Consider the following 21,893-nt stretch of genomic DNA (forward strand, 5'->3'; position numbering starts at 1 on the left):
GGCAAGCGCCAGCCACCTCCCCTTGAAGGGGAGGATCGAAGTCGCCCCTTAGTCGACCACCACCGGGATCCCGGACAGCGCCTTGGCCGTCCGGATCGTGAGCGACGTCTTCACGCTCGCCACGTTCGGCGCCGGCGTCAAATGCGTCGTCAGGATTTCCTGGAAACTCTTCAGATCCGCCGCGACGATCTTCAGGATGAAGTCGATCTCGCCGTTGAGCATGTGGCATTCCCGGATTTCAGGAATATCCGCGATATGATGCTCGAACGCGGCGAGGTCGTGCTCGGCCTGGCTGCGCAACGACACCATGGCGAACACCGTGATCGGAAAGCCTAGTCGGCTCGCATCGAGATCGGCGTGATAGCCACGGATCGCGCCTGCCTCTTCGAGCGCGCGGACGCGGCGCAGGCAGGGCGGGGCGGTAAGCCCCACCTGGTCGGCCAGGTCGACATTGGTCATCCGACCGTCGGCCTGCAACAGCGACAGGATCTGCCGATCGATCCGGTCAAAACTCATTTCACGCAACTCCCGATAGGCATCGCAAACCAAGCGATTCATTCCTCATAGCGATAAGATTGTTGCGGTGAAACGCAATTGTCCCACTATGCGACGAACCCGTATCCGCACCAAAATGGATTGTTCCTTCGATGAGTCGGCGGCGTTAAGGAATCGGTACGGAGAGCGTGGTACGCCCACCTAAGCCGGGGAACGATGTGCGGTTCGACGATAGCCTGAAGACGATCCTCGCTGCCGACATGGCCACCGGTTTCGGCGCGCAATCCGCGTGGCGGCAACTGGTCGACCTGATGGGCCGCGGGCGGACGGCTGTCGATGAACCGGCGATCGCGCGGTTGCGGCTGTTGCGCCAAGCGGTGCCGGTCGAGGTGCGTGCCGCCAGTGCCCGCGCGCTCGCGTTCGCCCGGCCCGATGCGAACCTGGTCGGGTTCTTCGCCGAGGATGCGCTGGCAATTGCCGCACCGGTGCTGCGGACCGCGACTCTGGAGCCCGACGAATGGCTGGCGATCCTGCCGCGGCTGACGCCGGCTAGCCGTTCGGTGTTGCGCCATCGCCGCGATTTGCCCGCATCGGTCCAGCGCGGCCTGCAGAGCTTCGGTCCGACCGACTTCGTGCTGCCGCAACCCGATGCGCCGGCCGAGCCCGAGCCTGTCGAAGCCGAGCGGGTCGTTGCAGAGCCGATCGCTATTGAGCCAGCGCCGATCGCAGCGCTGACTGTGGCTGAAGAGGCGCCGTTAGCTGAAGAGCCGAGTTTAGCTGAAAACCTGGCTGTCGAGGTGATCGACACACCTCCGGTCGACACGCCCTTCGCCAGGGCACCCGAACCGTCGCTCTATTCCGCGCCTCCCAGCGAAACCCCCTCAGCGAAACCCCGTTCATGGCGCTCGGCGCGGTCGCCCGCGGCCTGCCGTTCGTCGCCGAGGCGTTTCGCCATGCCAAGCTCGCCGAGACGGAAGCGTCCGTCGCCGAACCGGCTGAACCCGCGCCGGCAGACCGCTTCGAGATTTCCGACCTCGTCGCGCGGATCGAGGCGTTCAATCGCGACCGCACCGTCGACGCCGCAACGCCAACACCCGCGGCGGCCGAGATCGAGGGCTTCCGCTTCGAAACCGATGCGCAAGGCGTCATCCGGATGGTCGATGGCGTCGCCCGCTCCGCGCTGGTCGGCGTGTCGCTCGCCTATGCCGCGCAACAGGGCGAGGCGCATCTCGATGGCGTCGCGGCTGGCGCATTCCGTCGTCGCTCACGGTTCAGCGACGCGCGGCTCGAGGTCGGCGGGCTGTCGGACGCGTTCGGATCGTGGCGGCTGTCCGGCGTGCCCGCGTTCGAACACGCGTCCGGCCGCTTCATCGGCTTCCGCGGCACCGCGCGCCGCCCACGTCGCGACGAGACCGCGGCGCCGGCAAAGCCCGCATCGTCGCCGGTCGCCGATTCGCTCCGCCAGCTGGTCCACGAACTGCGCACGCCGACCAATGCGATCGCCGGGTTCGCCGAGCTGATCGAGACGCAGTTGCTCGGCCCCGTCTCGCCGACGTATCGCGACCGCGCGACAGCGATTCGGACGCAGGCGGGCGACCTGCTCGCCGCGATCGATGATCTCGACACCGCGGCGCGGATCGAAGGCCATGCGCTCGATCTGCGACCGACGACGGTGCCGGTCCGTGCGTTGCTCGACCGCGTCACCACGGACCTCCAGCCGCTCGCCGCATTACGCGGGGCGAGCCTGTCGGTGGCGATGCCTGCGAGTGACCGCGATATCCTCGGTGACGATCGCGCGGTCGAGCGGCTGGTCGGTCGCCTGCTCGCCGCGCTGGTGTCGGCCGGGCGCCAGGGCGAGCAGCTTGGGATCGTCGTGCGGCCGGTGGGCGACACGATCACGATCGAGTTCGATCGCCCCGCCGCGCTCGCTGCGCATGCGACCGACGTGCTGCTCAGCATCGACGCCGAACAGGAGAACGACGGCGCACCACTACTCGGCACCGGCTTCGCGCTGCGTCTCGCGCAGAATCTCGCGGTAGAACTCGGCGGCGTCCTGACGATCGGCGCGGAACGCCTGACGCTGCAACTTCCCGCTGCCGATATCGTGGAAGCGGAGCGCCCGACCGCCGGTGTCGCGGAAGTGGAGCGCGTCGCCGACGATCAGCGGTGACCTACCGCCCGCCGCGGCCAACCGATGCGCAGCGGGTGATCTGGCCTGAGGATTTCGGCACCTGCTTCACTGTCTTCGTGGACGTCGAGGAAGAGTTCGACTGGCGCGCGCCGCTTGATCGCCGCAACCGGGCCACGACCGCGATGGCGGCGTTTCCCGACGCGCACCGCCGGTTCGCCGAGCGCGGTGTCGCGCTCAACTGCATGGTCGACCACCCGATCGCCACCGATCCCGCTTCGGTAGCGGTCCTGTCGCGCGTCCTCGAAGATGGGCGGTCGGAGATCGGCACGCAGTTGCACGCCTGGGTCAATCCGCCGTTCGAGGAGGTGGCGACATCGGTGGTGAGCTATGCAGGCAACCTGTCGCGGGCGCTGGAGGCGGCCAAGCTTGAGACGCTCACGGCCGCGATCACGACCGCATTCGGCACCGCCCCGCGTGCGTATCGCGCTGGTCGCTATGGCATTGGCCGGAACAGTTTCGAACTGCTGGCAGGGCTCGGCTACCGGATCGATAGCTCGATCCGCCCCGGCTACGATTATAGCGGCGATGGCGGTCCGGACTTCTCGCTGGCGGATGCCGGTGCGTATCGCGAAGGCGGTATCGTCGAACTGCCGCTAACCACCGTTTTCACCGGCCGCGCGCGAGGGCGGCGGCAGGCTGTACACTGCGCTAGGCCGCCTACCGAAGGGCAGGGGGTATTCGCGCGCGCGCCTGTTGTCGCGGATCGCGCTGACGCCCGAGGACATGCCGATCGAGGCTGCGTTGGAAGCCGTCGCGGTCGCGGCGGGCGAGGGGTTGCGGCTGCTCAATTTGTCGTTCCACTCGCCGTCGCTGGCGCCGGGTAACACCCCCTATGTGCGCGATGCCGCCGACCTGAAGCGCTTTCATGCATGGTGGACGACGATGCTCGACGCACTGGATCGACGCGGCATCCGCAATGCCTCGTTGGACGAGATCATCACCGCGCTGGGATAGGCCGTCGCGTCCGAATGATCCTCCCCCGGAAGGGGGAGGTGGCGCCGAAGGTGACGGAGGGGGAGGACACGGAACAGCCGTTTTCCTTACCTCCCCCTCCGTCTGGCAAGAGCCAGCCACCTCCCCCTGGCGGGGAGGATCGCCGCAGACGCCGCTTTCTATCTTGGGCTCCTGTGCGCGGGAGAACGATGTCGTCCTGCACCAATGCCCCAAACGAAGAAGGGCGGCCCGTTGCCGGACCGCCCTCTTGGTAAGCAATACTGAAAGCGAAATTAGCGCTTCGAGAACTGGAAGCTACGACGGGCCTTCGCCTTGCCGTACTTCTTGCGCTCGACGACGCGGCTGTCGCGGGTCAGGAAGCCTGCTGCCTTGACCGATGCGCGCAGCACCGGCTCGAAGCGGGTCAGGGCCTGGCTGATGCCATGCTTGACCGCGCCGGCCTGGCCCGAAAGGCCACCGCCCTTGACGGTGCAGACGACGTCGTACTGACCTTCGCGCTCGGTGATGCCGAACACTTGGTTGATGACAAGACGCAGCGTCGGACGTGCGAAATACACTTCCTGGTCACGACCGTTGATCGTGATCTTGCCGGTGCCGGGCTTGACCCAGACGCGCGCGACGGCGTCCTTGCGACGGCCGGTCGCGTAGGCGCGGCCCTGCTTGTCGAGGATCTGCTCGCGGAGCGGCATCGGCTCCCGGACGGGCTCGTTCGAGACCGGCGCTGCGATATCGCCTTCGCTGGTCGGCAGAGCCTGCTCGGCAGAAGCAGCCGGCGCGGGCTGGTTGGTCAGGCTCGCGAGATCGGCGAGCGACTGGCGGTTGTCGGACATTATGCGCCCACCTTGTTCTTGCGGTTCATGCTGCCGATGTCGAGCACGGCAGGGTTCTGTGCCTCGTGCGGATGCTCGGTGCCCTTGAAGATACGCAGGTTGCGCATCTGCTCACGACCCAGCGGGCCGCGCGGGATCATGCGCTCGACGGCCTTTTCGAGAACGCGCTCCGGGAAGCGGCCGTCGAGGACCTTGGCGGCAGTGATGCCCTTAATGCCGCCGGCGTAACCGGTGTGCTTGTAATAGATCTTCTTCGCGGCCTTGTTGCCGGTGAAGCGGATCTTGTCGGCGTTGATCACGACGACGTTGTCACCGCAATCGACATGCGGGGTGAACGACACCTTGTGCTTGCCGCGCAGGACGTTGGCGATGATCGATGCGGCACGACCGACGACGAGACCTTCCGCGTCGACGATATGCCACTGCTTCTCCACCTCAGCCGGCTTCGCCGACTTGGTGGTCTTCATGAGCGCCTTCATGGGCGTTAGACCTTCCAGATTGAATGCAAGCGCACCAAGGGGAGGCCCCGCAGCGCGAATGCCGGCCTAATGCTGAAAGGGGGCTTCAAGTCAAGCTTTCCGCCGGTTTCCTGACGGGTATTATTATACCCGCTGCGTAATGCAGGGTGCGGTGCCGACTGCGTGGGCGGCGAACATCGCCGCGATCAGGAGGAGTGCGGCATTACCCTGGTGCGCGACCGCGACGTCGATCTGCACGCCGGTCATCAGCGTGGCGATGCCGAGCATGATCTGGAGCGTGACGAGGCCGACGACGAAGAACCCCGCGCTGCTGCCGGTCTTGGTCGCTTTGACCGCGAGCCAGATCAGCCCGGCGGCGGCGGCGAACGCGAACCAACGGTGGATGAACTGGACGACGATAGGGTTGTCGACGGCGTTGCTCCAGGCGGGATTCACCATCGGCACGTCGGCGGGGAACAGCCCATCGCCCATCAGCGGCCAGCTCGCGAACGCATAGCCCGCATCGAGCCCGGCGGTGAACGCGCCGTAGACAAGCTGCACGAACAGCAACGCCAGCGCGAGGATTGCCACCGGCCGCATGCGGGCAGGGGCGGCGAGCGGGTTGCGGTTCAGCGCCATCAGGTCGAGCGCGGTCCACACGATCCCCGCGAGGATCGTCAGTGCGGTCAGCAGGTGGACGGCGAGTCGAATGTGGCTGACGTCGGTTCGCACCGACAGGCCGGAGGCGACCATCCACCAGCCAATCGCGCCCTGGAACGCACCGAGCGCGAGCAGTGCCGACAGCCTCCAGCCATAGCCGACCGGGATGCGCTTGCGCACCGCGAACCAGATCAGCGGTAGCGCGAACACGAGTCCGATCACGCGGCCCCATAGCCGATGCAGATATTCCCAGAAGAAGATCGCCTTGAACCCGCCGACCGTCATGTCGGCGTTGAACGCGGCATATTCGGGGATGCGCTTGTAGGCGGCGAACTCGGCCTGCCACTGCGCGTCGTTGAGCGGCGGGATGATCCCGCTGATCGGCTTCCACTGCGTGATCGACAGCCCCGATTCGGTCAGCCGCGTGATTCCGCCGATGACGACCATCGCGACGATCAGGCCCGCGACCGTGTACAGCCACAGGGCGACCGCACGAGGACGGGCTTTGGTGAGAAAGGCGGCACTGGGTTGAAGCATTGCGATGAGATAGTCCTTTGCGCAGCCCGGCGCCATTCCTTCATGGTGAGGCATTGCTTCATGTTGCCGGACTGGCGGAGGTGCAGGGGGCGCAGCGTCCTGCCGCTCCTCCCGTCATCCTGACGAAAGTCAGGATTCAGAGTTACGCACGCTGCCGCCTGAGGCTCTGGATCCTGACTTTCGTCAGGATGGCGACGGATAGCCACTACGCGATCTCTGGCGGCGATCCGACCTGACGAACCTAAAATTCCTCGCAAGAAAATCTGCAATGTAATGTTGTATCCTTTCAACTGCCCATCTATATCCGACGGACGATGACGCCTTCGGCTACGCATACCCACCGCTTCGCCGGCCTCGATCGCTATGCGATCGGGCTGTCGGGCCTGTGCATGGTGCATTGCCTCGCGACCTCCGTACTGGTCGCGCTCATGTCGACGGCGGGCGGTTTCCTGCTCGATCCGATCTTCCACGAAGTCGGCCTGACGATCGCGATCGGCCTCGGTGCGCTCGCGCTTGGACGCGGCGTTCTCAACCACGGCTATATGATGCCCGCCGCAATGGGCGCGCTCGGGCTCGGCATCATGGCCGGCGCGATGACGCTGCCGCACGACAGCGGTGGCGGCGAGACGTTGTGGACGATCGTCGGCGTCGGTCTGCTCGCGTTCGGTCACGATCTCAACCGCCGCGCGGAGAGTTAAGTCGGGTTGCTGGAACCCCTCCGGCATCCTACTTCATCCAGCATGGCGCACGCTCACACCCACACCGAACCGCAAGGCGCCGACCTCACCGTCGCAGCACAATCGACACTCGAAAAGGCTGGCGAACAGTGGACCACGATGCGCGCCAGCGTGTTCGCGGCGCTGGCCAGCTTCGAGAAGCCGGCGTCTGCCTACGACATCGCCGAAGCCGTCTCGAAATCCGAAGGCCGCCGCGTCGCCGCGAATAGCGTGTATCGCATCCTAGACCTGTTCGTCGGCGCGAACCTCGCACGGCGTGTCGAGAGCGCCAACGCGTACGTCGCCAACGCGCATCCCGATTGCCTGCACGACTGCATCTTCCTGGTCTGCGACTCGTGCGGCCAGACGACGCATCTCGATAACGACACCATCACCAAGGGCGTCCGCAACGCGGCTGAGGCGGCCGGCTTCTCTCCCGTACGCCCGGTGATCGAAGTCCGCGGTCGCTGCGCGGAGTGCGAGGCGAAGTAACCCCGACCACTCAATCCTCCCCCGCCAGGGGGAGGATCAGGTTCTACCCAGATCCTTCCCCATCCGGATCATCGGCACCGGCACATCTCCCGACGTCTCGATCCGCTCGATCGGCAGATACCCGCAAGCCCGGTACAGTGGCTCCCCCGCCAGCGTCGCCATCATCTCCGCCCGCGCAAACCTCGCGTCGCGCGCAGCCGCTTCGCAAACCGACAGCACCAACCGCCCGACACCCTGCCGCGTAAAATCCGGATCGGTATACATCGCCCGGATCCGCGCCGCGTCGCGCGCCGGGTCGAGCAACGCCGCATCCCGCAACGCCGTACTGTGATCGCCACCGTACAGCGTCGCCCGCCGACTCCACCCGCCACACCCGGCCAGCCGTCCTTCCACCTCGACCAGCAGATACGTCCCGTCCGCGATCAACTGCGTATCAAGCCCCATCACCGCACGGCTTGCCTCGACCTGCGCCGGCGTGAGGAAATCCCGCTGCAACGCGCTGATCGCCCGCGCCATCAGCGCCGAGATCGCCGGGATATCCGCCGCGACGGCAACACGGTGCGTAAAGTTCATAATTGTGCACTTCCCGAGCGATTTCAGCGCGAATGCTACGTCAAGACACGGTAACAATCGACACGATACGCGCGCTGCATTAAGCCCGTCCGATGGCCGACCTTCCCTCGACACCGCTGCTCGATACCGTTTCGACGCCCGAAGACCTCCGCAAGCTGCGCCCGGACCAGCTCCGCCAGCTCGCCGACGAACTGCGGACCGAGACGATTTCCGCGGTCGGCACCACCGGCGGGCATCTCGGCTCGGGCCTCGGCGTGGTCGAACTGACGACCGCGATCCATTACGTGTTCGACACCCCGCGCGACCGGCTGGTTTGGGACGTTGGTCACCAATGCTATCCGCACAAGATCCTTACGGGGCGTCGCGACCGGATTCGGACGCTGCGCCAGGGCGGCGGGCTAAGCGGCTTCACCAAGCGCAGCGAGAGTGAATACGACCCGTTCGGCGCGGCACATTCCTCGACGTCGATCTCGGCGGCGCTGGGCTTTGCGATTGCCAACAAGATCGCGGGCACGCCCGGCAAGGGCATCGCGGTGATCGGCGATGGCGCGATGTCGGCGGGCATGGCGTACGAGGCGATGAACAACGCCGCGCAGGCGGGCAACCGCCTGGTCGTGATCCTCAACGACAACGACATGTCGATCGCCCCGCCGGTCGGTGGGCTGTCGGCGTATCTTAGTCGGATCGTGTCGAGTCGCGAGTTCCTCGGCTTTCGCGATCTGGCCCGGAAGCTTGCCAAGCGGTTGCCACGGCCGATCGCCAGCGGCATGCGCAAGACCGACGAGTTCGCGCGCGGCATGACGATGGGCGGCACGCTGTTCGAGGAACTCGGTTTCTATTATGTCGGCCCGATCGACGGGCATAACCTCGAACACCTGATCCCGGTGCTCGAGAACGTCCGCGATGCCGAGGAAGGCCCGATCCTCGTCCACGTCGTCACCAAGAAGGGCAAGGGCTATGCCCCCGCTGAGGCCGCTGCGGACAAGTATCACGGCGTCCAGAAGTTCGACGTGATCTCGGGCATCCAGACCAAGGCGCCACCGGGACCGCCGCAATACCAGAACGTGTTCGGCGCGCAGCTCGTCGCAGAGGCCGCCAAGGACGACCGGATCTGTGCGATCACCGCGGCGATGCCGTCGGGCACCGGCCTCGACGCGTTCGCCAAAGCATATCCCGACCGGTTCTTCGACGTCGGCATCGCCGAACAACACGGTGTCACTTTTGCCGCCGGTCTTGCCGCGCAGGGGATGCGGCCGTTCTGCGCGATCTACTCGACGTTCCTTCAGCGTGCGTACGACCAGGTCGTGCACGACGTGGCGATCCAGAACTTGCCGGTCCGTTTCGCGATCGACCGCGCGGGGCTCGTCGGCGCGGACGGTGCGACGCATGCCGGGTCGTTCGACGTCACCTACCTCGCGACGCTCCCGAACTTCGTCGTGATGGCGGCGGCGGACGAGGCCGAACTCGTTCACATGACGCACACCGCGGCGCAGTACGACACCGGGCCGATCGCGGTGCGGTATCCGCGCGGCAACGGCACCGGCGTTGCGCTTCCCGAGACCCCGGAATTGCTGGAAATCGGCAAGGGTCGCATCGTGCGGGAGGGCAAGACCGTCGCGATCCTGTCGCTCGGCACCCGTCTCGAAGAAGCGCTCAAGGCCGCCGAGATCCTCGAGGCCAAGGGCCTGTCGACCACGGTCGCCGATCTCCGCTTCGCCAAGCCGCTCGATGTCGACCTGATCCGCAAGCTGCTGACCACGCACGAAGTTGCTGTGACGATTGAGGAGAATTCGGTCGGTGGCTTCGGCGCGCATGTCCTGACGATGGCGTCGGACGAAGGGCTGATCGATGGCGGGCTCAAGCTCCGCACGCTGCGCCTGCCTGATGTCTACCAGGATCAGGACAAGCCCGAAGTCCAGTATGCCGAAGCCGGGCTCGACGCGACTGCGCTGGTGGATACCGTGCTCAAGGCGCTCCGCCACAATTCGGGCGGGGTCGCCGAAGCGCGCGCATGACCGGGCCGACCAAGGGTCTCGTGATCATCGCGCTGGCGGTGGTCGTGATGGTGTCGTTGAACATTGCGATGTGGCGGCGGATGCGCGGTGGCCTGGCGGCGGCGAAGGCTGAGCAGGCGGCCAATCCCGAGCTGTTTGATGAGGACGGTTCGCGGATTTCTTAAGCTGGCTTTGTCGGCAGGCACCACCCCGGCGGAGGCCGGGGCCCAGTTGGAGAGGTCGCAGTAACGGTGGATTGCGCGCAGTTAGCGACGTTTCCCAACTGGGCCCCGGCCTTCGCCGGGGTGGTGTATCGTTTGTGGGGGGCGTCACCCTCCCAGATAAGTCACCCGCCCAGATAATGCGTCTGCGCTGCATCGGTCGCGCTCACCGCAAGGATCGACCGCGCCTTGCTTGGCGGCAGCGCCTGCCCCCGGCCATCGCCACTCGCCGCGATCACCCGCTCCAGCAGATCCTGCCCCTCGCGCCACCATCCGATGCCGCTTGCAGCATTCAGATGCCCCTGCGGGCCGGCGTCGACGAAGTGGCTGCCCCAGTCGGCCGCCATGCTGTGCGCGCGCTGCGGCGTGATCCAGGGGTCGTCGCTGCTCGCCACCACGATCGACGGGAACGGCAAGGGCGTGCGCGGCGTCGGCGAAAAGCCTTTCAACTCCGCCTGCGCACCGCCCCGATCGACATCCGCCGGCGCCACCAGCAACGCGCCCGCCACTGGCCATCCGTAGGGCTGCGGGCTGAGTTCGGCCCACCATGCGACCGCGAGGCACCCGAGGCTGTGCGCGGCGAGGATCACCGGTGCATCCGCGCGGCGGATCGCCTCGTCGAGTCGGGTCACCCAGGCGTTGCGGTGCGGGGTGTTCCACATGCCGAGTTCGACGCGCACCGTGTCGGGGCGGGCGTCCTCCCACAGCGTCTGCCAATGCGAGGGGCCGGAACCGCCGAGACCCGGCACGGTCAGGATGGTCGGCTGGACGGAATCATACAGTGCGAAACTACCCACAGCGCTTCTCCTTCTCCAAGGCCCCGTTTCGGGGTGGCCCGTTTCGGGGTGGAAAGCGTGACCGGGAGGACGCTCTAGGGGACGCCGGCTGATCACGCTTCCCAAGCCTCAACGTAATCCTACTTGATAGGTAGGCAATAGCATTGCGGCGAAAGGAAGGCAGCTTGCGGCGATCGGATCTGGGGGCGATAGGCGGGCGCATGGCAAAGTTACGCGCAGACCAGATGCTGGTCGACAGAGGCCTCGTCGAGTCGCGGACGCGCGCGCAGGCGCTGATCATGGCAGGCCTCGTGTTCGCGGGGACCAAGAAGGTCGACAAGCCCGGTCAGACGCTCCCCGACGACGTCGTGCTCGACGTTCGCGGACGCGATCATCCCTGGGTCTCGCGCGGCGGGATCAAGCTCGCGCACGGCCTCGCGCATTTCGGCTGGGACGTGACCGACGCGGTCGCGATCGACGTAGGCTCTTCGACGGGCGGCTTCACCGACGTCATGCTGAAGAACGGCGTGGCGCGCGTGTACGCGGTCGACAGCGGCACCAACCAACTCGCCTGGCCGCTCCGCCAGGACGACCGCGTCATAGTCCACGAGCAGACCAGCGCGCGTATCCTCACGCCCGCGCATATTCCCGAACCGATCGACCTGATCGTGTGCGACGCGAGCTTCATCGGGCTCGCCAAGGTCCTCGAACGGCCGATGAGCTTCGCCAAGCCCGACGCACGATTGATGGCGCTGGTGAAGCCGCAGTTCGAGGCGGGCCGCGAGGAAGTGGGAAAGGGCGGCGTCGTCCGCGATTCCGCGATCCACCAGCGCGTCTGCGACCAGGTCGCGGCATGGCTGACCGGGCAGGGATGGCATGTCGAGGGCGTGGTCGAGAGCCCGATCACCGGCCCCGAAGGCAATGTCGAATTCCTGATCGCCGCCTTGCACGGCGGTGGTTCTCCAGAGCCGACCCAAACTCTCCCGTCATCCTGACGAAAGTCAGGACCCAGGATACCGAGGGCGATCCTACTTGGCTCTGGGTCCTGACTTTCGCCAGGATGACGGAGGACGGTGTTGATGCGTGCCTAACCGCCACTCACCGTGCCGGAATGAACCACTAGCGGAACGATTCTCGCCAACGCACGGTTTACCGATCGCAAAATGCGCGCCAGGACGAGCGCGCGTAGAGACGGAAGGATTTGTGTGGGCGGTATCGCTTCGAAGGGCCAGTTGAGGATGTCGTTCCTCCGCTGGGCGGTCGTGACCGTGCCCCTGATCCTGTTGCTCGGTTTTCTCTCCGGTCGCTCGGTCAGCGTCGGTAGCGACAATGCGTGGTACATGGCCCTCGCCAAGCCTGCGCTGAACCCGCCGGGCTGGGTCTTCCCCGTAGTCTGGACGACGCTCTATATTCTGATCGGGCTTGCGCTAGCGATGATCCTGAACGCGCGTGGGGCTCGGTTGCGCGGGCTCGCGGTTGCGCTGTTCGTCGGGCAGTTCGCGTTCAACCTCGCCTGGACACCGATGTTCTTCGGCGCGCACAGGATCGGCGCATCGGTGCTGGTGATCGTCGCGATGCTCGCCTTGTCGATCGCCGCGACCTTCGTCTTCGCGCGGATACGGCCCGCCGCGGCTTGGCTGATGGTGCCGTATATGGTCTGGATCAGCTTTGCCGGCGTGCTCGCGTTCAGCATCGGGCAGTTGAACCCCGGCGCCGAGACACTTGCACCCGCCAGCCATACGTCCCAAATGCTGTGACGAACTGATCTTACGGGAATTTGAAGCAATGCAGTCCGAAAACCGCGTGTTCGACGATATCGTCAAGGTCTTGAACGGTGCGGCCGGTACGCTTGCGGGCGTCGGACGCGAAGCCGGTTCGGGCGTGCGCGAGCGTGCCCGCGAATGGCTTGGCGGGCTCGATTTCGTCAGCCGCGAAGAGTTCGATGCGGTCAAGGCAATGGCCGCCGCAGCCCGCGACGAAAACGACGTGCTCAAGGCGAGGCTCGATGCGCTCGAGGCCAAGTTCGCCGCGCAATCCACAGTAAATGCGCCGTCCGGGGCGTCATACGAGGCGGCGGTCGACTGACTTTTCCACAGTTTTCCGCAGAAACGGATTCGATGGGGTTGCCGTGGCGTTTTTGCCTCGGCACCCTTTGTCGTGCGATAAGGACCGCCAGGACCCTATGATGCTCGAGCAAGTAGACCACGACCACGAAGACGCCGCCCCGATCGACATGCTCGAGAGCTACTATGCCGCGCATGGCTGGGAGCACGAGCGTCATGAGGATGAGATCGTTGCGACCGTAAAGGGTAGCTGGACGACGTACGAACTCCGCGCGTTGTGGCGCGAAGACGATAGCGTGCTGCAATTCCTCGCTTTTCCCGACATCAAGGTGCCCGACGAGCGGCGCCAGGCGGTCTATGAGACGATCGGGCTGGTCAACGAACAGCTCTGGATCGGCCATTTCGAACTGTGGTCGTCGAGCGGCATATTGCTGTTCCGGCATGCGGCGATGGTCGACGGTGGCGATGAAGGGACAATGTCGCTGGACGCCGCCGAACTGCTGGTCGAATCGGCGATCGAGGAATGCGAGCGTTTCTACCCCGTGTTCCAGTTCGTGTTGTGGGGCGGCAAGAGTCCCAAGGAGGCAATCGCTGCGGCGCTGATCGAAACGCACGGCGAGGCGTGAGCGTGAGTTTCCCCGAAGGCCCGCTGTGGCTGATCGGTTGCGGCAACATGGGCGGCGCGATGCTGCGCCGCTGGATCGCCGCGGGGCTTGATCCGGCGACCGTGACGGTGATCACGCGGAGCGGGAAGGGTGTCCCCGAGGGTGTCCGCTCGCTGATCGCGCTGCCCCACGAAGAGGCTCCTGCCACGCTGATGCTCGCGCTCAAGCCGCAGCAGATCGAGGCTGCGCAGGCGTTGCTGGCACCGATGAAGGGCGCACCGACGCTGCTGTTGTCGATCCTCGCTGGGGTCGATCATGCTGCACTTTCGGCGCGGTTCGCGGCTGAGATGATCGTCCGCGCCATGCCCAACCTCCCGGTCGCGATCGGCAAGGGCGTGACGTCGCTCTACGCTCCCAGCGAACCGATTGCCGCGGCCGAAGCCTTCGCTGCCCCCCTCGGCCATTACGAATGGATCGCCGACGAAGCGCATTTCGATGCGGTAACCGCGCTCGCAGGCTGCGGCCCCGGCTTCGTGTTCCGCTTCGCCGACGCACTCGCCAAGGCAGGCGCAGCGTTGGGGCTGCCGGCTGACCAAGCCGCGCGCTTGGCGATCGCCATGCTAGAGGGCTCGGCGATCATGGCTGCCGATGCTGACGTGTCACCCGCCGTGCTCGCGGACCGCGTGGCGAGCCCCGGCGGATCGACCCGCGAAGGCCTGAACGTCCTCGACCGCAACGATGCTCTGGTAACGTTGCTAAAGGAAACGCTAGCCGCCTCCGAACGCCGCAACGCTGAAATGGCGGCCGCCGCGCGCTAGGCCGTGGAGGGTAGGCGGGTCGTCACTCCAGCTTCAGTCGCTATCCGAACCTTGCCGTGCCATTCCAACCTTACCCCGTCATTCTAACCTAACCGCGTCATTCTAACCTTACCCGTCACTCCGCCCCTATCCCGTCACCCCAGCGAAAGCTGGGGTATCCCAGCGTGGCTCGCGACATCTGCCAAACCATGAGATCCCAGCTTTCGCTGGGATGACGGTTGAGGAGTGGGCAAGACTGGATGCGGGGTGAAGAGCAGTGGCGGCGGCAGCAGCTGACAGTCAGGCAGTCATCAGTCGGGCAAGTCTCAGTAAGGCGTGCATCAGACTTTGGTCCGGCAGGCATCGGGTATCGAGCAACATTCCGGCACGCAACGCGCTTCAGGCATCAGCACTCCGCGCTCGTGCGCTTACCCGCGCAGCCCGATCACCTGCGACCGCTCGCTCTCCGGCACCAGGCCCTCGAGAACCGCCCAGAAGCCCGACACCGCGCTCTGTCCCGCACTCGCATACGCCGCCGACATCTGTACCCGCGCCGCCTCGAACAGCTCTCGCTCCATGATCGAGCCTTCCGGCGTCAGCCTTAGCAACCGCTGCCGCCGATCGCGCTCGCCTGGCCGGGTCTCGACCAGCTTGCGGTCGGCCAGTTCGTTCAGCACGCGCCCGAGCGACTGTTTTGTGATCGCCAGCAACGACAGCAATTCGCTCACCGTCATGTCGGGTTTGCGCGCAATGAAATACAGCGCACGATGATGCGCGCGTCCCAAGCCTTCCTGCGCGAGCCCCTCGTCGATCGATCGCGTCAGGTGGCTGTAGCCGAAGTACAGCAGCTCCATGCCACGGCGGAGCTCGGGTTCGCGAAGGAACAGGGTGAGGCAGGCGAAGCTGTGGCAGACATGTTGACCGGTTTAGCCATCGCCCGTAGTCGTCGGCAACCCGCCTTGAGAGAGAATTCGATGTCCGCTCCAGCTTTTACGTCGCCCTCCGCCTTTCGGCATGAACCGAATGCGACTCCGGTCGAGGCGAACGAGCGCGCGAAACGGCTGATCGACCCCGGTTTCGGGCGCGTCTTCACCGATCACATGGCGATGATCCGCTATAGCGAGACCGAGGGCTGGCATGACGCCCGCATCACCGCGCGCGCCGCTCACGATCGATCCCGCATCGTCGGTGCTGCATTACGCGCAGGAGATCTTCGAGGGGATGAAGGCGTATCGGCTCGCCGATGGCGGCACCGCGCTGTTCCGTCCCGAGGCGAACGCGCGCCGCTTCCAGGATTCGGCGCGACGCCTCGCGATGCCCGAATTGCCCGAGGAGCTGTTCCTCGAATCGGTCGAGCGGCTCGTCAAGACCGACGCGAACTGGATTCCGGAGAGCGATGGCGGCGCGTTGTACCTACGCCCGTTCATGTTCGCGTCCGAAGTGTTCCTCGGCGTGAAGCCGTCCGCCGAATACCTGTACATGGTGCTCGCCTCGTCGGTCGGCGCGTATTTCAAGGGCGGCGCCCCGACGGTATCGATCTGGGTGAGCCAGCAATATACGCGCGCCGCGCAGGGCGGCACCGGCGCGGCCAAGTGCGGCGGCAACTACGCAGCCAGCCTGCTCGCGCAGTCCGAGGCGATCCGCAACGGCTGCGATCAGGTCGTCTTCCTCGACGCGGCCGAGCGTCGCTGGGTCGAGGAACTCGGCGGCATGAACATCTTCTTCGTGTTCGACGACGGCAGCATGGCGACGCCCGCGCTGACCGGCACGATCCTCCCCGGGATCACGCGCGACTCGATCCTGACGCTGGCGCGGGCGCAGGGTATCGAGGTCCGCGAAGAGGGTTACACGATCGACCAGTGGCGCGCCGATGCGGCGAGCGGCCGGCTGGTCGAGGCGTTCGCGTGCGGCACGGCCGCGGTGGTGACGCCGATCGGTACGGTGGCGAGTCCCGAGGGTCGCTTCACGATCGGCAGCGGTGGCCCGGGGGCTTTGACGATGCGGATGCGCGACGCGCTGGTGTCGATCCAGCGCGGCACCGCACCCGACGACAACAACTGGCTGCACCATCTCGCGGATTGACGTCCGCGGGGGCTTTTCAGACGCCGCCGCCCCGCTATAAGGCCGCCTCTGTTGGGGCGTCGCCAAGTGGTAAGGCAGCGGCTTTTGATGCCGCCATGCGCAGGTTCGAACCCTGCCGCCCCAGCCAGTCTCGGTTCCCGACCAATCTTCGTATTCGAGCCGATCCTTGCTCGACTGCTGGAGCAACCCACCCGGTCGATCGTTCGGTATCGCATGCGCCAAGCCACCACATCGCTCACCATCGACACCCGCCGTCAGGGCCTTGTCGACGTCACCGACCCTATCGAGCGATGGGTGCGCGATCAGCGGATGGCGGAAGGTCTGCTGACGGTATTCTGCCGCCACACCTCCGCCTCGCTCCTCATCCAGGAAAACGCGGCGCCCGAGGTTCGCACCGATCTCGAAGCGTATTTTGCGCGGATCGCGCCGGAGTCGCGTGAGTATCTCCACGACGACGAGGGGCCGGACGATATGCCCGCACACTTGCGCACGGCGCTCACGCAGGTCCAACTCTCGATCCCGCTGATCGACGGGCGACTCGCGCTTGGGACGTGGCAGGGCATCTACCTGTTCGAACACCGCCGCCGCCCGCATCGGCGCACACTCGCGCTTCACGTCATCGGCGACTGACGCAGATCATGAAAAATGCGTCAGGCCGGTGGCGCATTGGAGCGATGTCGTTCATCAACCGTTCCACCACTGACGGCTAATAAGCGGCGTTTCGCCGCATTCGCCGCGAACGGAGACGACACCATGTTCAAGACACAGGGTCGCAAGGTCGCACTCGCAGCGCTCGCAACGGGCACGCTGCTGTTGGCCGGATGCGCGACCGAGACCACTTATCGGCCCGCAACGGGGCAGGGGTTCAGCCGCACCGGCTATAGCGACCGCCAGGTCGAACCGGGTCGCTTCCTCGTCAGCTTCGCCGGCAATAGCGTTACGTCGCGCGATACCGTCGAGCGGTACCTCTTCTTCCGCGCCGCCGAGCTGACGTTGCAGAACGGCTATGATTACTACCTGATGGCCGACCGCGACACCAACCTCCAGTCGCGGACCTACTCGACGCCGGGGATCGGTGGCGGGTTCGGCTATGGCGGCTTCGGCGGCTATTGGGGTCCGTCGTGGCGCTATTATGGTCGTGGGTTCGGCTGGCGCAACTGGAGCCCGTATGGCGGCTTCGGCGGTGGTTTCGGTGGCGGCTATGGCGGGTTCGGTGGCGGCCCATGGGGCAACGACTTCGATATCCGTACGATCGATCGCTATGAGGCGACCGCGGAGATCGTGATGCGCAAGGGCCCGATCCCGCGCGACAACATTCGGGCGTTCGATGCGCGGAAGGTTGTGGACAGCATCGGGCCGAGTGTCGTGCTGCCGAAATAAGCGTTACCTTCGAGATGCCAGAAAGGCCGGGCTACCCCAGGGTAGTCCGGCCTTTTTGTTACGCTGCTTCCTCTCCCCTGCGGGGAGAGGGCCGGGGTGAGGGGTTATTGTAAAGGGCAGCGCTCGCGGCGCCCCTCACCCAACTCTCTCCCCAGAGGGGAGAGGGCTTAAGATGCGGCCTTCGCCAGTCCCTTCGACAATTGAAGCGCCCCGTGCAGCCGAGCCTTCGGATCGCCCCAAGCCCGTTGCAGCACCAGCTTGCTGTCCGGCCGCAACCGCGCGACGCCGTTCAGCCGCTCGACATACGCCAGCAGCTTGTCGATGTTCGGCGGCTTGTCGTCGTGGAACGATACCAGCACGCCCTTCGGCCCGACATCGATCTTCGACACGCAGGCGCGTTTCGCGTTCAGCTTGATCTCGATGACCTTGATCAAATTCTCGGTCGCATCCGGCAGCGGACCGAACCGGTCGATCATCTCGGCGGCGAACGCCTCGATCTCCTGGCCCTCGTCGAGATCGTTGAGACGGCGATACAGACCCATCCGCAGGTCGAGATCGGGCACGTAGTCCTCGGGGATGAGGATCGGCGCATCCACGGTGATCTGCGGCGAGAAATCGCGCGGCCGCGACGAGGTCATTCCGCCGGCCTTGGCGTCCATGATCGCCTCCTCCAGCATCGCCTGGTAGAGCTCGAACCCGACCTCCTTGATATGCCCGGTCTGCTCGTCGCCGAGCATGTTGCCCGCGCCGCGGATATCCAGATCGTGGCTGGCAAGCTGGAAGCCCGCCCCCAGCGAATCGAGATCGGACAACACCTTCAGCCGCTTCTCCGCCGTCACCGTCATCTGCCGCTCGGGCGGGGTAACCAAATACGCATAGGCGCGCGTCTTCGACCGTCCGACACGCCCGCGCAGCTGGTACAGCTGGGCGAGGCCGAAGCGGTCGGCGCGGTGGACGATCATCGTGTTGGCGGAGGCGATATCGATCCCGCTCTCGATGATCGTGGTCGAGACGAGCACCTCGAACTTCTTGTCGTAGAACGCCGACATGCGCTCCTCGACCTCGGTCGGCGACATCTGGCCGTGCGCTACGACGAAGCGGATCTCGGGGACCTGTTCGCGCAGGAAATCCTCGATCTCGGGTAGGTCCGCAACGCGCGGGGTGACGACGAAGCTCTGCCCGCCACGGTAATGCTCGCGCAGCAGCGCCTCGCGCAGCACGACCGGATCGAACGGCATGATGTAGGTCCGCACCGCGAGGCGATCGACCGGCGGGGTCTGGATCACCGACAGCTCGCGGATCCCCGACATCGCCATCTGGAGTGTGCGCGGGATCGGCGTTGCGGTCAGCGTCAGCATGTGGACGTCCGCCCGCAGCGCCTTCAGCCGCTCCTTGTGCGTGACGCCGAAGCGCTGCTCCTCGTCGACCACCACCAGCCCGAGCCGCTTGAAGTCGATGTTCTTCGCCAGCAGCGCATGCGTGCCGATGACGACGTCGATCGTGCCGTTCGCCAGCCCCTCCTTGGTCGCCTTCGCCTCGCTCGCGGTGACGAGGCGCGACAGGCGGCCCATGTTCATCGGGAAGCCTTCGAAGCGGGCGACGAAGTTGTTGTAGTGCTGGCGCGCGAGCAGCGTCGTCGGGCAGACGATCGCGACCTGCTTGCCGCCCATCGCCGCGACGAACGCCGCCCGCAGCGCGACTTCGGTCTTGCCGAAACCGACGTCGCCGACCACCAACCGGTCCATCGGCTTGCCCGCGGCAAGATCGCCCAGCACGTCCTCGATCGCGCGGTCCTGGTCCTCGGTTTCCTCGTACGGGAAGCGGTCGACGAAGCTGGGGTAGCCGCTCGCATCGGGTTCGAGCACGTCGCCCGGATGCAGCGCGCGTTCGGCGGCGGTCGCGATGAGTTCGCCGGCGATCTCCCGGATCCGCTCCTTCATCTTCGACTTGCGGCGCTGCCAGCCTTCGCCGCCGAGACGGTCGAGCGTCGCGCCCTCCTCGGACGAGCCGTAGCGCGAGAGGACGTCGATATTCTCGACCGGCACGTAGAGCTTGTCGCCGCCGGCATAGCTCAGCGCGACGCAATCATGCGGGCTCTGGCCTACGGGAATTGAGGTCAGGCCCTCGTACCGCCCGATGCCGTGCTCGGTGTGGACGACCAGATCACCCGGCGTCAGCGTGGCCAGTTCGGCGAGGAACGCGTCGGCGGACTTCTTGCGCTTCTTGCGGTGGACGAGTCGGTCGCCGAGCATGTCCTGCTCGGTGAGCACCGCGATCCCCGGTGCGGTGAATCCGTGGTCTAGCGGGAGGACGATAAGAGCTACGCCGAAGCTCTTGGCGGTGTCAGCTACGCCGAGCGCCTCCTGCCAAGTCTCGGCGTGCTTGCCCCCCTTCATGCCGTGGTCGGCGAGGAGGCTCCCCAGGCGTTCACGTGCGCCGATCGAGTAGCTCGCGAGGATCGGCCTGCGACCCTGTTTCCGGAGCTTCTCGACGTGATCCGCGACGGCCTCGTAGATGTTCGCTTGCGCCGCGCGCTCGGGGCCGAAATCGCGCGGGCCTTCGACGTCGAAGTCGAGCACGGTGTCGCTCGGCGGCTCGTGGAACGGCGAGGTGATGTGCGCGGCGAACGCCTCGACGCCGCCGGACCATTCCTGCGCGTCGAGATAGAGCGCCTTGGCTGGCATCGGCCGGTAGCTGCCGGGCTGGGCGGCCTCGGCGCGCTTGCGGTTCTCGTAATAGTCCGCGATCGATTCGAGCCGGCTTTCCACCGCCGCGGCGACGCCGTTGTCGCGCACCACCACGTCGTCGGCACCGAGATGGTCGAACAGCGTCGCCATCTTCTCCTCGAACAGCGGCAGCCAATGCTCCATGCCCGCGATCCGCCGGCCTTCGGAGATCGCTTGGTACATCGGATCGCCGGTTGCGGTCGCGCCGAACGCGTCGCGGTAGCGGGTGCGGAAACGCTTGATCGAGTCTTCGTCAAGCAGCGCTTCGGAGGCGGGGAGCAGGACGAAGCCGTCGATCCGGCCGGTGGTGCGCTGGTCGGCCGCGTCGAACGTGCGCACACTCTCGATCTCGTCGCCGAAGAAATCGAGGCGCAGCGCGTGGTCTTCGCCCGAGGGATAGAGATCGACGATCCCGCCGCGGACCGCATATTCGCCCTGGTCGTGGACGGTGTCGGTGCGGACATAGCCGTTCGCCTGGAGCAGCATGGCGAGCTTGTCGCGGCCGATCCGTTCGCCGGGCGCAAGCCGCGCGACGAGCTGGCGGATGCGGAACGGGGTGAGGACGCGCTGAGTCGCGGCGTTGACGGTGGTCAGCAGGAGCTGCGGGCCCTTCGGCTTGCCCTGGAGTCGTTGGAGCGCGGCGACACGCTCGGCCATGATGCGCAGCGTCGGCGAGGCGCGGTCGTATGGGAGGCAGTCCCAGGCCGGGAAGCTCAGCACTTCGAGATCGGGCGCGAAATACGCCGCGGTCGAGGCGACCGCGCGCATCGCCGCATCGTCCGGCGCGATGAACACCGCGCGGGTCTTCGCAGCGCGTGCGAGGTCGGCGAGCAGCGAAGGCTGGAAGCCGGACGGCACGCCGGAGAGGATCAGCGGGCTCGTCGCGGAAAGGATCGTCTTGAGATCTGGCATTGGTTTCCTAAAGCCCTCTCCCCGTCGGGGAGAGGGTTGGGTGAGGGGCTGTTCCGGGCGCTGCACTGCTTGGCTGCCCCTCACCCCGACCCTCTCCCCAGCAGGGAGAGGGAGTATGTTACTTCACGACCGTCACGTAATCGATGTCGCGCATCGCCTGCATCATCGGCCCGTCCCATTCGGGCGGGCACGCGATCGAGCCGATCGCCCAGCCCATAATGTCGACGTCCTGTTCCTCGAGCAGCGCCTCGAACCAGTCGAGCTGCTCGGGCGTCCACGTCCGGCCATAGGTTTCGAAGAAGCCGCCGATCATCATGTCGGCTTCGCGCGTGCCGCGGTGCGAGCTGCGAAAGCCCAGGCGCTTGAGGCGGGTCTCGTGGTCCATCGTATCTCCAAACACGAAGAGCCGGCGACCCGCTGGCGGCGGGCGT

General features: G+C 66.0%; 23 protein-coding genes, 1 tRNA gene and 1 pseudogene. 15 read left to right on the forward strand and 10 right to left on the reverse strand.

Annotated elements, in window-relative coordinates; translation table 11 throughout:
• Nucleotides 1–48: 48 nt before the first annotated feature.
• Entirely contained in the window at nucleotides 49–516 is a 468-nt protein-coding gene (locus QP181_RS02645) for an Lrp/AsnC family transcriptional regulator (protein ID WP_055880606.1), read from the reverse strand.
• A gap of 86 nt (nucleotides 517–602) precedes the next feature.
• Complete coding sequence (locus QP181_RS02650) at nucleotides 603–1,139, reverse strand: hypothetical protein (protein WP_333927490.1); 537 nt, start codon at nucleotides 1,137–1,139, stop codon at nucleotides 603–605.
• A gap of 254 nt (nucleotides 1,140–1,393) precedes the next feature.
• Here QP181_RS02650 and QP181_RS02655 point away from each other — a divergent pair, with 254 nt between their 5' ends.
• Both QP181_RS02655 and QP181_RS02660 read left to right on the forward strand, forming a co-directional pair.
• Nucleotides 1,394–2,665, forward strand: a complete 1,272-nt coding sequence (locus QP181_RS02655) for a sensor histidine kinase (RefSeq protein WP_333927491.1) — start codon at nucleotides 1,394–1,396, stop codon at nucleotides 2,663–2,665.
• Nucleotides 2,662–3,510, forward strand: a complete 849-nt coding sequence (locus QP181_RS02660; RefSeq protein WP_333927492.1) for a polysaccharide deacetylase family protein — start codon at nucleotides 2,662–2,664, stop codon at nucleotides 3,508–3,510. Before QP181_RS02655 ends, QP181_RS02660 begins: the two co-directional genes overlap by 4 nt.
• A 402-nt stretch (nucleotides 3,511–3,912) precedes the next feature.
• Here QP181_RS02660 and rpsI read toward each other — a convergent pair whose 3' ends face one another.
• The 3 genes from rpsI to QP181_RS02675 form a co-directional block, all read right to left on the reverse strand.
• Nucleotides 3,913–4,470, reverse strand: coding sequence for a 30S ribosomal protein S9 (gene rpsI, locus QP181_RS02665; RefSeq protein WP_333927493.1), 558 nt, complete (start codon nucleotides 4,468–4,470; stop codon nucleotides 3,913–3,915).
• On the reverse strand, nucleotides 4,470–4,949 hold the full coding sequence (gene rplM, locus QP181_RS02670; RefSeq protein WP_060524218.1) for a 50S ribosomal protein L13: 480 nt from the start codon (nucleotides 4,947–4,949) through the stop codon (nucleotides 4,470–4,472). The genes rpsI and rplM overlap by 1 nt, the downstream gene beginning before the upstream one ends.
• 123 nt (nucleotides 4,950–5,072) lie before the next feature.
• The gene (locus tag QP181_RS02675; RefSeq protein ID WP_333927494.1) at nucleotides 5,073–6,125 is read right to left on the reverse strand and encodes a COX15/CtaA family protein; all 1,053 of its coding nucleotides are present in this window, start codon (nucleotides 6,123–6,125) and stop codon (nucleotides 5,073–5,075) included.
• 314 nt (nucleotides 6,126–6,439) lie between these two features.
• On the opposite strand from QP181_RS02675, the gene QP181_RS02680 reads away from it, so the two are divergent.
• Entirely contained in the window at nucleotides 6,440–6,823 is a 384-nt protein-coding gene (locus QP181_RS02680) for a MerC domain-containing protein (protein ID WP_056047781.1), read from the forward strand.
• A 42-nt stretch (nucleotides 6,824–6,865) separates the two neighbouring features.
• Nucleotides 6,866–7,333 carry a Fur family transcriptional regulator gene (locus tag QP181_RS02685; protein WP_333927495.1) on the forward strand — a complete coding sequence of 156 codons (468 nt, stop codon included), beginning with the start codon at nucleotides 6,866–6,868 and terminating at the stop codon, nucleotides 7,331–7,333.
• Between the two features lie 36 nt (nucleotides 7,334–7,369).
• Here QP181_RS02685 and QP181_RS02690 read toward each other — a convergent pair whose 3' ends face one another.
• Nucleotides 7,370–7,906, reverse strand: coding sequence for a GNAT family N-acetyltransferase (locus tag QP181_RS02690; protein ID WP_333927496.1), 537 nt, complete (start codon nucleotides 7,904–7,906; stop codon nucleotides 7,370–7,372).
• 92 nt (nucleotides 7,907–7,998) lie between these two features.
• Between QP181_RS02690 and dxs the strand changes: the two genes are divergently transcribed.
• Nucleotides 7,999–9,921, forward strand: coding sequence for a 1-deoxy-D-xylulose-5-phosphate synthase (gene dxs, locus QP181_RS02695; protein ID WP_333927497.1), 1,923 nt, complete (start codon nucleotides 7,999–8,001; stop codon nucleotides 9,919–9,921).
• A complete protein-coding gene (locus QP181_RS02700; RefSeq protein ID WP_192145085.1) occupies nucleotides 9,918–10,085 on the forward strand; it encodes a hypothetical protein in 168 nt (55 codons plus the stop codon). The genes dxs and QP181_RS02700 overlap by 4 nt, the downstream gene beginning before the upstream one ends.
• A 161-nt stretch (nucleotides 10,086–10,246) precedes the next feature.
• Here the strand turns inward: QP181_RS02700 and QP181_RS02705 are convergent, their stop codons facing one another.
• Nucleotides 10,247–10,918: an RBBP9/YdeN family alpha/beta hydrolase gene (locus QP181_RS02705; RefSeq protein ID WP_333927498.1), complete on the reverse strand. Its 672-nt coding sequence runs from the start codon at nucleotides 10,916–10,918 to the stop codon at nucleotides 10,247–10,249.
• A gap of 200 nt (nucleotides 10,919–11,118) precedes the next feature.
• Between QP181_RS02705 and QP181_RS02710 the strand changes: the two genes are divergently transcribed.
• The 5 genes from QP181_RS02710 to QP181_RS02730 all read left to right on the forward strand — a co-directional run bounded on the left by QP181_RS02710 (nucleotide 11,119) and on the right by QP181_RS02730 (nucleotide 14,383).
• The gene (locus tag QP181_RS02710; protein ID WP_333927499.1) at nucleotides 11,119–11,892 is read left to right on the forward strand and encodes a TlyA family RNA methyltransferase; all 774 of its coding nucleotides are present in this window, start codon (nucleotides 11,119–11,121) and stop codon (nucleotides 11,890–11,892) included.
• A gap of 243 nt (nucleotides 11,893–12,135) precedes the next feature.
• Nucleotides 12,136–12,654 carry a TspO/MBR family protein gene (locus QP181_RS02715; protein WP_431358244.1) on the forward strand — a complete coding sequence of 173 codons (519 nt, stop codon included), beginning with the start codon at nucleotides 12,136–12,138 and terminating at the stop codon, nucleotides 12,652–12,654.
• Nucleotides 12,655–12,682: 28 nt separating this feature from the next.
• Nucleotides 12,683–12,982, forward strand: coding sequence for an accessory factor UbiK family protein (locus QP181_RS02720; RefSeq protein WP_333927500.1), 300 nt, complete (start codon nucleotides 12,683–12,685; stop codon nucleotides 12,980–12,982).
• 97 nt (nucleotides 12,983–13,079) lie between these two features.
• The gene (locus tag QP181_RS02725) at nucleotides 13,080–13,586 is read left to right on the forward strand and encodes a type III secretion system chaperone family protein (protein ID WP_443027509.1); all 507 of its coding nucleotides are present in this window, start codon (nucleotides 13,080–13,082) and stop codon (nucleotides 13,584–13,586) included.
• Between the two features lie 2 nt (nucleotides 13,587–13,588).
• Nucleotides 13,589–14,383 carry a pyrroline-5-carboxylate reductase family protein gene (locus QP181_RS02730; RefSeq protein WP_443027510.1) on the forward strand — a complete coding sequence of 265 codons (795 nt, stop codon included), beginning with the start codon at nucleotides 13,589–13,591 and terminating at the stop codon, nucleotides 14,381–14,383.
• Nucleotides 14,384–14,790: 407 nt separating this feature from the next.
• Here QP181_RS02730 and QP181_RS02735 read toward each other — a convergent pair whose 3' ends face one another.
• Entirely contained in the window at nucleotides 14,791–15,216 is a 426-nt protein-coding gene (locus QP181_RS02735; RefSeq protein WP_333927503.1) for a MarR family transcriptional regulator, read from the reverse strand.
• A 120-nt stretch (nucleotides 15,217–15,336) separates the two neighbouring features.
• On the opposite strand from QP181_RS02735, the pseudogene QP181_RS02740 reads away from it, so the two are divergent.
• The 4 genes and pseudogenes from QP181_RS02740 (at nucleotide 15,337) to QP181_RS02755 (ending at nucleotide 17,824) form a co-directional block, all read left to right on the forward strand.
• Nucleotides 15,337–16,444, forward strand: a pseudogene (locus QP181_RS02740) (branched-chain amino acid aminotransferase).
• Nucleotides 16,445–16,496: 52 nt separating this feature from the next.
• Nucleotides 16,497–16,571 (forward strand) — tRNA-Gln (locus QP181_RS02745).
• 86 nt (nucleotides 16,572–16,657) lie between these two features.
• Entirely contained in the window at nucleotides 16,658–17,074 is a 417-nt protein-coding gene (locus QP181_RS02750) for a secondary thiamine-phosphate synthase enzyme YjbQ (RefSeq protein WP_333927504.1), read from the forward strand.
• 123 nt (nucleotides 17,075–17,197) lie between these two features.
• Nucleotides 17,198–17,824 carry a CC0125/CC1285 family lipoprotein gene (locus QP181_RS02755; RefSeq protein ID WP_132738454.1) on the forward strand — a complete coding sequence of 209 codons (627 nt, stop codon included), beginning with the start codon at nucleotides 17,198–17,200 and terminating at the stop codon, nucleotides 17,822–17,824.
• Nucleotides 17,825–17,991: 167 nt separating this feature from the next.
• Here QP181_RS02755 and mfd read toward each other — a convergent pair whose 3' ends face one another.
• Both mfd and QP181_RS02765 read right to left on the reverse strand, forming a co-directional pair.
• On the reverse strand, nucleotides 17,992–21,462 hold the full coding sequence (gene mfd / locus QP181_RS02760; RefSeq protein ID WP_333927505.1) for a transcription-repair coupling factor: 3,471 nt from the start codon (nucleotides 21,460–21,462) through the stop codon (nucleotides 17,992–17,994).
• Between the two features lie 118 nt (nucleotides 21,463–21,580).
• On the reverse strand, nucleotides 21,581–21,847 hold the full coding sequence (locus QP181_RS02765; RefSeq protein WP_333927506.1) for an FAD assembly factor SdhE: 267 nt from the start codon (nucleotides 21,845–21,847) through the stop codon (nucleotides 21,581–21,583).
• Nucleotides 21,848–21,893 lie beyond the last annotated feature (46 nt).

Origin of the sequence: Sphingomonas sp. LR55 (genome assembly GCF_036856015.1) — a bacterium.
GTDB lineage: Bacteria > Pseudomonadota > Alphaproteobacteria > Sphingomonadales > Sphingomonadaceae > Sphingomonas.